Below are 10757 nucleotides of genomic sequence, written 5' to 3'. Positions count from 1 at the left end.
TGACGTTCTGGATGGTGCCGCCGTTGGCCACCACGAACATGGGGTCCTGGCTCTCGCTCTGGCCGCCGTCGCCGATGCCGTAGTAGCGCTTCATGCCGCCGTCGAAGAACGTGCCGGCGTTGCGGGTGGTGGTCTGGTGCACGCTGCCGGTGTCGGACGGCCAGGCGCCGCTGCCGTCGCCGCCGCCACTGGTGGGGGTGATGGTCGGCGTCGGGTCAGGGTCAGGGTTGCCGCCCCCGTTCGCGGGCCGCAGCGTCCACTGCTTGGTGGCGACCGAGTCGCAGCTGTTCTGCTGGAGCGCGGCGCCGGAGGAGGTGGAGTTGTCCTTGACGTTGAGGCACTTGGCGCTGTTGGCGTTGACGATCCGGTAGTTGCTGCCCGAGGTGGTGAACTGCCAGCTCTGGGAGGCGGCGGAGGTGCACGTCTCCTGCTGGACGGCCTTGCCCGCGCTGGTGGAGGCGTCCTTGACGCCGAGGCACCTCCCGCTGTGCGCCGCCTTGAGCTGGCCGCCGCTGAGGGTGAAGACCTGGCCGGCGGCGCCGGTGCAGGTGGCCTGGGTGAGCTGCACACCGTCGCCGGTGCTCGCGCCCGGCACGGCGGCGCACAGCCCGCTGCCCGCGTTGACCAGCGTGTAGGAGCCGTTGGACGGGGCCGCCGAGGCGGCGCCCGCCATCACGGCCACCAGCCCGCTGCTCGTCACGAGAGCGGCGGCCAGCGATAGCGCCAATCTTCTTTTTTCGCGCACGGAGAACTCCAGTTCGGTAGGGGGAGCACGGCGAGCGGGGTGGTGGTGGGTAAGCGCTTTCCCGTCAGTGCTTCGCAGTGAAGCACAGGCGGCCGAGGCCGGGAAGGCCCAGCCGGGCGAGCCGCCTGGTCCGCCTACCGTCTTGGCTGGTCAGCCGCCCCGGGGAGGGCGGTGGGAAGCGTGCGGACGATGAAACTTTCATCGATGCTCGTGCAAGCGGTTGCTGCGAGAGCACTCGCCTTTATCCGCCATATTCCAGCTGTCTCTGCAACCGGTTGCCACGTGCCTCGATAATTTTCCGGACGCCTTGAAGGATATTTTCGGACGAGAATGATTCATGAAAATATTTTAAATAGAGGGTGGCGAGACTATGGACGCGCCCCTGACAGGGGATGACAATCCGATCGACACACGAGATCGGGGCTACGTCAGGTAATCGTTTACCGGGCGACAACTGCTGCTCACCGACGGGCGAGGAACCTATGCGTGCAGTGCATGGCCTGATCACGACGGCGTTCATCACCGCGATCCTGGTAGTCCCCCCGCCGGAAGACGCGGGGGCCGGCCGTGTACAGGCCGTCGACCGCGGGTCGGCGGTCGAGCCGGAGCCCGCCGCGCTGGCGCGCGCCCAGAGCACCGGGAAGCGGGTCGAGGTCGAGTCGCTGCGCAGCGAGACCGCCCGGGTCTTCGCCCAGCCCGGCGGGACCTTCCTCCTGGAGCAGCACGTCCGCCCGGTGCGCGTGCGCGACGGGGACGGCTGGGTGCCCGTCGACACCACGCTCCGCACGCGTCCCGACGGGACAATCGGGCCGGTCGCCACGGCGGTCGACATGACGTTCTCCGGCGGCGGCACCGCCCCTCTCGCCCGCCTGGCCCGGGGCGGCAAGTCGATGGAGCTCGGCTGGCACGGCGCCCTGCCCAAGCCGGTGCTGAACGGCGACACCGCCACCTACGCCGAGGTCATGCCGGGCGTGGACCTCCAGGTCACCGCCGACGTGGACGGCTTCTCCCACATCCTGGTGGTCAAGTCGCGGGCCGCCGCGGCAGGCCTGACCGAGCTCGCCTACCCGTTGTCGGCCGAGAGCCTCTCGCTGAAGACGGACGAGGCCGGCAACCTGGAGGCCGTCGACCGCAACGGCGGCACGATCTTCATCGCGCCCACCCCCAAGATGTGGGACTCGGAGGGCGTCGCCAGCCCGCGGGCGCTCAGGGAGGGACGCTCCCCGGACGCTCGCGAGGCCACCATGGGCGTCGAGCTCGTCGGCGGGAAACTGCTCCTCAAGCCGGACAAGAAATTGCTGACCGGCCCCGAGACGACGTTCCCCGTCTACCTGGACCCCTACTTCTCGGCCGCGCGTGGCTCGTGGACGGCGGTCTGGAAGAACCACGCCGGCAGCAACTACCTCAACGCCAGCGACATCGCCCGGGTGGGGAAGATCAGCACTTCGCAGACCAACCGCTCGTTCTTCCAGTTCACCGTCGGCCCGACAGTCCACGGCAAGCAGATCATCAACGCGACCCTGCGCACGTACGAGACGTGGTCGTACTCCTGCCAGGCCCGCAAGGTCGAAGCCTGGGGGACCGGCGCGATCAGCAAGAGCACCACCTGGAGCAAACAGCCGTACTGGTCCACCAAGCTGGCCACGGTGAACGTCGCCAAGGGCTGGGGCACGGCGTGCAAGCCCGGCGGGGTCGAGTTCGACGCCACGCCGTGGGTCGTCCGGGCCGCGTCCGAAGGCTGGACCTACGCCACCATCGGCCTGCGGGCCACCAGCGAGTCCGACGTGTACGCCTGGAAGAAGTTCAGGAACAACCCGGTCCTGGTCATCGAGTACAACTCGCTGCCCGCCACGCCCGGGACCGGCGACGTGTGGTCGGACCCGGGCGGCGCCTGCGTCTCCGGTGACGCGCGGCCCGTCAGCAGCACCGCCACGCCGAGACTCTGGGCCAAGCTGAGGGACGCCGACAACTCCGTCCGGGGCCGGTTCGAGTGGTACGCGGCCGACGGGGTCACCAAACTGGGCGAGTACGTCACGCCCATGGGCTCGACGGGCAACGCGTACTCCGCGCTCGTGCCGCAGGGCGCGTACACCGACGGTTCGGTGGTCCGCTGGCGCGTGCTCGCGGAGGACGGCACCGTCGGCAGCGCGTGGAGCCCCTGGTGCGAGATCAGGGTGGATTCCTCGGCACCGGTCAGGGAGCCCGTGGTGACCTCGGCCGAGTACGGGGAGAACGCCTGGAGCGACGGTGTCGGCCTCGCGGGCACGTTCACCTTCGCGCCCAACGGCGTCGCCGACGTCGCCGGCTACCTCTACGGGCTCGACACCACGCCCGGCGCTGAGGTCGCCGCCGGGCAGAACGGCACCGCCACGATCCGGCTCACCCCGCGCCACGACGGCCCCAACGTCCTCTCTGTGCGCAGCAAGGACCACGCCGGCGGGCTCGGCCCGATCCGCGCCTACATCTTCAACGTCAACCCCGGCGCCGATCCGGCGGCCCACTGGAAACTGGACGAAGGCCAGGGCACCCTCGCCGCCGACGCCGCGGGCTCCCATCCCGTGACGCTGCACGGGGCCACATGGACCTCCGGCAGGAACGGCGCCGCCCTGCGCCTCGCGAGCTCGTACGCGCAGACCCAGGGCCCGGTCGTGGACACCAGCCGCAACTTCGCCGTCGCCGCCTGGGTCCGTCTGACCGGCACCGGCGCCACGGCCACCGCGCTCACCCAGGAAGGCACGGGCACGGGAGCGTTCGCCCTGCAGTACTCGAAGCCCGACGACCGCTGGGCGCTGGCCGTCGCCGGCTCGGACACCGCCGGCGCCCCGGCCGTGCGCGCGCTCTCCGCGGCACCGCCGAGGCTCGGCGAGTGGACCCACCTGACCGGGGTGTACGACGCCGCGGCCGGGCGGGTCTCCCTCTACGTCAACGGCAGGCTGGAATCGACCGTCGCGGCGCGGTCGTGGGCCGCCACGGGCAGTCTCACCATCGGCCGCGGCCAGGCAGGCGGCGCCGCGGAGTTCTGGCCCGGCGACGTCGACGAGGTCCGTGTCTACGGCCGGGCCGTCTTCGCCGGAGAGGTCGCCGACCTGATCCACAGCGCCACCACGCTCGTCGGCCACTGGAAGATGGACGAGACCGAGGGCCTGTCCGCGGCCGATTCCTCCGGCCGGTCGACGCCGGCCACTGTGACCGGCGGCGCGTCGTGGACCGGCGGCTGGCTCGGCGGCGGGCTCGCCCTCGACGGAGTCACCGGCCACGCCCAGACGGCCGGCCCCGCCGTGAACACCCGGACGGGGTTCACCGTCGCGGGCTGGACGCAGCTGGACTATCTCCCCGCCGGGGACGCCGCGCTCGTCGCCCAGCCGGGCGACCGGGCCGCCGGTTTCCAGCTCGGCTACGACGGGGCGCGGAGCCGGTGGATGCTCGGCATGGCGGGCGCGGACACCGACACCACCGCCCTCGTGCGTGCCCGCTCCGACGCCGTGCCGGTGCCGATGGTGTGGACGCACGTCGCCGGCGTGTACGACCCGCTCGCCGGACAGCTCCGCGTCTACGTCGACGGCCGCCTGTCGACCACCCACACCGACCATCTCAGCCAATGGAACGCCTCAAGGCCGCTGCAACTGGGCCGTACCAAGACCGCGGGAGTCTTCACCGGTCACTGGCCGGGGACGATCGACGACATCCGCCTCTACGACGGAGTGCTGAGCGTCGAGCAGATCGCCCAACTGGCCGCGCAGTAGAACACCCATCCAGAACCCCCCACTGGAGAGACGCTCATGGATGTTCCAGGCGAGTTAGAGTTACCCGAATCCCGATGGAACGGCCTCCAGCAGGCCCCTCGGCAGCCCGACATCCCCGACAGCTCATGGAACCGCTTCGAGGGAGAGAACAAGCCCGAAGCCCGCTGGCCCCGCAAGCTTGCCCCCGCCCTCACGATCTTGCTCGTGGTGCAGCTGGTGCAGGCCACACCGGCCCAGGCGGCTCCCCGCCAGGACCCTGCCGTGCAGCGGGAAGCGCCGGTCAAGGGCACTGACGTCCCCGTCAGACCGCCCATGGCCGACCCCGCCGCCGAGCAGGCGTGGCAGAAGCCCCCGGAGGTCCGCTGGCCCCGCACGCGCAGCGCCGTGCTGGGCGGTTCCGCCGCCGTCCAGGTGGAGGACTTCCCCGTCAGGCTGGCGCCCGGAACCGCGAAAACCGCCGCCGCCCAGGCCCCGGTGAGCGTCGAACTGCTGGACACCGACCTGCCCGGCCTGGCCCTGCGGCTCAAGCCCGGAGCGGGTGTCAAGACGGCGGCCACGACCCGCCTGGAGATCGACTACTCAGGCTTCCGGCACGCGTACGGCGGCGACTACGGCTCCCGCCTGCGCGTGGTCAAGCTGGAGGAGTGCGCGCTCGACGCCGCCGCCACCGGCTGTGCCCCGTCGCTGCCGGTGAAGAGCGAGAACGACGCGGCCAAGGGCACGGTCACCGCCGAGGTCGGGACCGACGGCCTGTACGCGCTCACAGCGGCCCCCTCCGGACCGTCCGGCGACCACGCCGCCACCTCCCTGTCACCCACGGCCACGTGGAGCGTGGGCGCCCAGTCCGGCGACTTCACCTGGGGGTACGAGCTGCGCACCCCGCCCGCCCTGGGCGGCGACGAGCCGGAGCCGGCGCTGGCCTACTCCTCGCAGAGCGTGGACGGCCGCACCGCCTCCACCAACAACCAGGCGTCCTGGGCCGGTGAGGGTTTCGAGCTGAACCCGGGCGGCTACATCGAACGCCGCTACAAGGCCTGCATGCTCGACGGCAAGAAGACCGGCGACCTGTGCTGGGACCAGGACAACGCCACCATGTCCCTCGACGGCACGGCCATGGAGCTCGTCAAGGACGCCGTGAGCGGGCGGTGGCGGCCCAAGCGCGACGACGGGACCAGGATCGAAGCGCTCGTCGGCGCCACCAACGGTGACAACAACGGCGAGTACTGGCGGATGACGAGCCCCGACGGCACCCAGTACACCTTCGGCCTGAACCGCCTCCCCCGCTGGGCCGAGACCACCGGCAACCCCGAGACGAAGTCGGTGCAGACCGTACCGGTGTTCGGCAACAACAGCGGCGAGCCGTGCCATTCGGGCACCCCCGCCAACGCCTGGTGCCACCAGGCCTACCGGTGGAACCTCGACTACGTGGCCGACACCCACGGCAACGCCACCACGTACTGGTACCAGCACGAGACGAACCACTACGGCCGCAGCATGAAGCCGGAGCTCGGCACCCGGTACGTGCGCGCCGCCCCGCTCGCCCGCATCGACTACGGATACCTGAAGGACGAGCTGTTCACCAGGGCTCCGGCCGCCCGCGTGCTGTTCGAGCACGCCGAGCGCTGCGTCCCCTCCGGCGCCGTCACATGCGCACCCGGCGAGCTGAAGAAGGACACCGCGAAGCACTGGCCGGACGTGCCGTTCGACCAGATCTGCGACGCCGGCGTGAAGTGCACCGACCGGCTGGCGCCGACTTTCTTCTCACGCAAGCGGCTGGCGAAGGTCACCACCCAGATCCGCAACGCCTCCGGCCAGTACCAGCCGGTGGACTCGTGGAAGCTGACGCACACCTTCCCCGCCTCCGGGGACGGCATGAGCCCGGCGCTGTGGCTGGCCTCGATCCAGCAGTCCGGCCACGTGGGCGGCTCGCTCACGCTGCCTCCGATCACGTTCACGGGCAAGCAGCTGCCCAACCGGGTGGACGCGCTCGAAGGGCGTCCCCCGCTGATCAAGTGGCGGGTGCAGGCGATCGGCAACGAGTCCGGCGGCGAGCTGCGCATCAACTACTCGCCCGCCGACTGCGCCCCAGGTGACACGCCGGTCGCGGACCGGAACGCCAGACGCTGCTTCCCGCAGCGCTGGGCGCCCCCGGACGAGACCGAGGTCACCGACTGGTTCCACAAGTACCTGGTCACCCAGACGGTCGAGGTCGACCGGGTCGCGGGCTCGCCCGACGTGGTCACCGGCTACGAGTACCTGGACGGCGCCGGCTGGCGCTACGCCGAGAACATCCTGGTCAAGCCCGCGCACCGGACGTGGTCCGACTGGCGGGGGTACGGCCGCGTACGCGTGAGGGAGGGCGACGGGCAGGACGCGGAGCGGACGCTCAAGGAGTACCGGTACTTCCGCGGCCTGCACGGCGACAAGCGGTCTGACGGCTCCCGGCGCAGCGAGGAGGTCGAGGACTCCGAAGGCGGCAAGCTGGACGACCTCGACCAGTTGGCAGGCTTCGAGCGCGAGGAGATCCTCTTCGACGGCGACGGTGGCGCGATCCTGACCGCGACCCTGGAGGCGCCGTGGTCGGTCAAGACGGCGGAGTCCACCCATGACGGCGTCACCAAGGCCGCGCACGTGATCCAGCCCGCCTCCATGGTCACCCGCACCGCGCTCCAGGACGGCCGGTGGCGGCGCACCGGCGAGGCTCGCTCGTACGACGAGACGGGCCTGCTCCTGCGGGTGCACGAGAAGGGCGACCTGGCCGACGCCGGCGACGACGAGTGCGTCCGGTACAGCTACGCCAGGAATGACACCTCCTGGATGCTCGACTACACGAGCCGGATCGAGTCGGTCTCGGCCGGCTGCGACACTCCGGTCGCGGCCCTGGCCGCCGGTGAGGTGCTCTCGGACGAGCGCATCCAGTACGACGGGAAGGCGAACGGCCAGCCGCCCACCAAGGGCGACGTGACCTCCGTTCAGGAGCTCGTCTCCGCCGACGGCCGGACGATCACCGGCAGCGCGCACACCTATGACGTCTACGGCCGGGAGACCAGCGAGACCGACCCGGTCGGCACCCGGTCCGTCACCGCCTACAGCCCCGCCTCGGGCGCCCCCGTGACGGAGACCACCGAGACCAACGCACTCGGCCACACCGAGCGCACTCAGCTGGAACCGGCCTGGGGCGAGCCGGTCGCCGAGGTCGACGCCAACAACCGCCGCGTCGACCTGGAGTACGACCCGCTGGGCCGGCTGACCAAGGTGTGGCAGCCCGACCGCAGCAAGGCGGCGGGGCAGTCGCCGAGCACCGAGTACACCTACCTGACCCGCAACGACGGCCCCAGTGTCGTGACCACCAAGACACTGCGCGCCGACGGCGGCTACACCACCAGTCACGAGCTGTACGACGGCCTGCTGCGCGAGCGCCAGACCCAGGAGCCCGCGCCCCGCGACGACCAGGCGAGCGACCCCGCGCTGCGTGACGGCCGGACGATCACCGACACCCTCTACAACTCACAGGGCGAGGAGCACAAGGCCAACACCGGCTACTTCGCCGTCGGCACGCCGTCCACGAACCTGATCGCGGTGGCCGACGCCGACGTGCCCAACCAGGTCGTGTCACTGTACGACGGCGCAGGCGAGCTCGACACCCAGATCCTCAAGGCGAAGGGCGTGGAGAAGTTCCGGGTGAGCGCCCAGATGGAGGGCGACCGCCTCCACCTGACGCCGCCGCCGGGCGGCACCGCGACCACCCGGATCGGGGACGCCGAGGACCGGCTCGTCGAGCTGCGGGAGTACAAGGGCGCGACCCCGACGGGCGCGTACGAGTCCACCAAGTACACCTACGACTCCGCCGACCGGCTGTCCACGGTGACCGACGCGGCCGGCAACGTGTGGCGTCACCACTACGACCTGCGCGGCAGGGAGATCAGGACGGAGGACCCGGACAAGGGCGTCACGACCACCACGTACAACGACGCCGACGAGGTGGTGACCACCACCGACGCCCGCGGCAGGACCCTGTGGCACGGCTACGACGCGCTGGGCCGCAAGACGCAGCTGCGCGAGGGCTCGGCGACCGGCACGCTGCTGGCCGAGTGGAAGTACGACGCGCTGGCCAAGGGCGAGCTGAACGCCGCCATCCGCTACGTGGGCGGGCAGGCGTACAAGGCCGAGATCAACGCGATCGACGCGGACTACCGCACGTTACGCCAGACCGTCACCATCCCCGCGCGGGAGGGCAAGCTGGCCGGCTCGTACGTGCTCAACACCCGCTACACGCTCGACGACGAGGTCCAGTCCGTCAGCTTCCCCGCCGCCGGCGGGCTGGCGGAAGAGTCGGTCGTCTACACCTACGACGAGCTCGCCCAGCCGACCAGGGTCGCCGGCCTGTCGCCGTACGTGAGCGCGGCCCGCTACTCGAAGATGGGCGACACCCTGCAGTACGAGCTGGGCGAGGGGGCCGGGAAGACCTGGCTGACCTACACCCACGACGAGGGCACCCGCAGGACGACCGGCATCCGGCTGGACCGGGCCGGCGCCCCCGCCACCGACCTCGACCTCCGCTACAGCTACGACCCGGCCGGCAACATCACCAAGATCGAGGAACGGGCCGGCGGGCAGGACACCCAGTGCTTCAGGCACGACCACCTGCGCCGCCTGACCTCGGCGTGGACGGCCACGGACGGCTGCGCCACCGGCGGCCCGCAGGCCGCCACGATCGGCGGCGTGGCCCCGTACGCGTTCAGCTACGCCTACGACGTCACCGGCAACCGGATCAAGGAGACCAGGCACGGCTGGGGCGGCCGGCCCGACGCCGTGCTCACCTCCGCCTACCCGGCGGCGGGCAGCCCCCGGCCGCACGCGCTGCAGTCCGTCGGGCAGGACCTGTTCGCCTACGACGCGGCCGGCAACACCACCAGGCGCAAGGTCGGGAACGCCGACCAGACCCTGGTCTGGGACGCCGAGGGCAACCTGGAGTCGGTGACCGAGGCGGGCAAGGTCACCTCGTTCGTGTACGACGCGGACGGTGACCGCCTGCTGCGCAAGACCCCGACCGACGCCACCTTCTACATCGACGACATGGAGCTGCGTTTCGACTACGCGAAGGACGCCGTCGAGCAGACCCGCTACTACACCATCGGCGGCCAGCCCATCGCGGTGCGCACGCCGGACAACCAGGTGTACTTCCTGGCCGGCGACCACCAGGGCACCGCCCAGGCGGCCGTGAAAGCGAGCACCGGCGAACTCGCGGTCAGGAGGATGACGCCGTTCGGCGAGGACCGCGGATCACCGCCCTCCTGGTGGCCGGGGCAGCGCGGTTTCGTCGGCGGGACTCGGGACGAGACCATCGGCCTCGTCCACCTCGGCGCGCGCGAGTACGACCCCAGGAACGGCCGCTTCCTCTCCGTGGACCCGATCATCGACCCGGAGGAACCGCAGCAGCTCAACGCCTACGCCTACGCCAACAACAGCCCCGTCACCCTCAGCGACCCCGACGGTCAGTGGGTCTGGTTCGCTGTCGCGGCACGGGTCGCGATGATACTCGCCGCCAGAGCCGCAGCCAGGCGGCTGGCGGCCTGGCTGGCCAGGAGGCGCGCCGCCCAGGAGGCTGCCAGGCGCGCGGCCAGGGAAGCGGCCAAGCGCAGAGCAGCCGCGGAGGCGGCCAAGCGCAAGGCCGCTGAGGCCAAGAGGAAGAAGGCCGCGGAGGAGGCCGCGAAGCGCAGGCAGGCAGCCGCGGCCAAGAAGAGGGCGGAGGCGGCCAAGAGGAGGGCGGCCGAGAAGCGGAAGCGGGCGGCGCAGGCGGCGCAGAAGCGCAGGGTGGCGGCGGCGGCGAAACGCCGGAAGGAGATCATGGCCCAGCGCAGGCAACTCGCGGCCAAGGTGCGGAACAGCAGGCGCGCGAGTAGGTCTCCGGCCAGATCCCAGCAGCGGCACCGGCCTGGCACCCGTCCGACCAGTCATCGGGCGGCCCAACGGCAGTCGCCGCCCAGGGCGCGGCGGGAGCCGGTGAGGCCACAGCAGTCGCCCCCCGCGACCCAAGCTCGCAACCAGGGCCGCGCGGAGCAGGCCGCCATCCGGCACAACCGGCTGACCTCGGGGGTGCAGAAGGGGCTCGAGTTTGAAAAAGTGTACCGAGACAAGTGGGCCACCCCCGTCGGGCACTTCCCGAAGTACGGCGAATCTCTCGCCCCAGCGGGGCAGGTAGGGGCGTTCATCGCCGGCTTCATCAAGGGCTTCATCAAGCCGATGTACTGAGCGAGGGTGTCCGGCCG

General features: G+C 71.1%; 3 protein-coding genes. 2 read left to right on the top strand and 1 reads right to left on the bottom strand.

The genetic code is table 11. The features are described 5' to 3' along the window. Positions 1 to 727 (bottom strand): RICIN domain-containing protein (locus ABD999_RS20890; protein WP_345482847.1); only part of this gene is annotated, 727 nt, incomplete at its 3' end. Positions 728 to 1227: 500 nt separating this feature from the next. Here ABD999_RS20890 and ABD999_RS20885 point away from each other — a divergent pair. After that, the gene (locus ABD999_RS20885; protein WP_271276411.1) at positions 1228 to 4488 is read left to right on the top strand and encodes a LamG-like jellyroll fold domain-containing protein; all 3261 of its coding nucleotides are present in this window, start codon (positions 1228 to 1230) and stop codon (positions 4486 to 4488) included. 204 nt (positions 4489 to 4692) lie between these two features. Then, the gene (locus ABD999_RS20880; RefSeq protein ID WP_271276410.1) at positions 4693 to 10740 is read left to right on the top strand and encodes an RHS repeat domain-containing protein; all 6048 of its coding nucleotides are present in this window, start codon (positions 4693 to 4695) and stop codon (positions 10738 to 10740) included. Positions 10741 to 10757 lie beyond the last annotated feature (17 nt).

This window comes from Nonomuraea ferruginea (assembly GCF_039540635.1).
GTDB lineage: Bacteria > Actinomycetota > Actinomycetes > Streptosporangiales > Streptosporangiaceae > Nonomuraea > Nonomuraea ferruginea.
The sequence above is the reverse complement of the archived record's forward strand: the minus strand, read 5'-3'. Positions and strand labels throughout refer to the sequence as shown.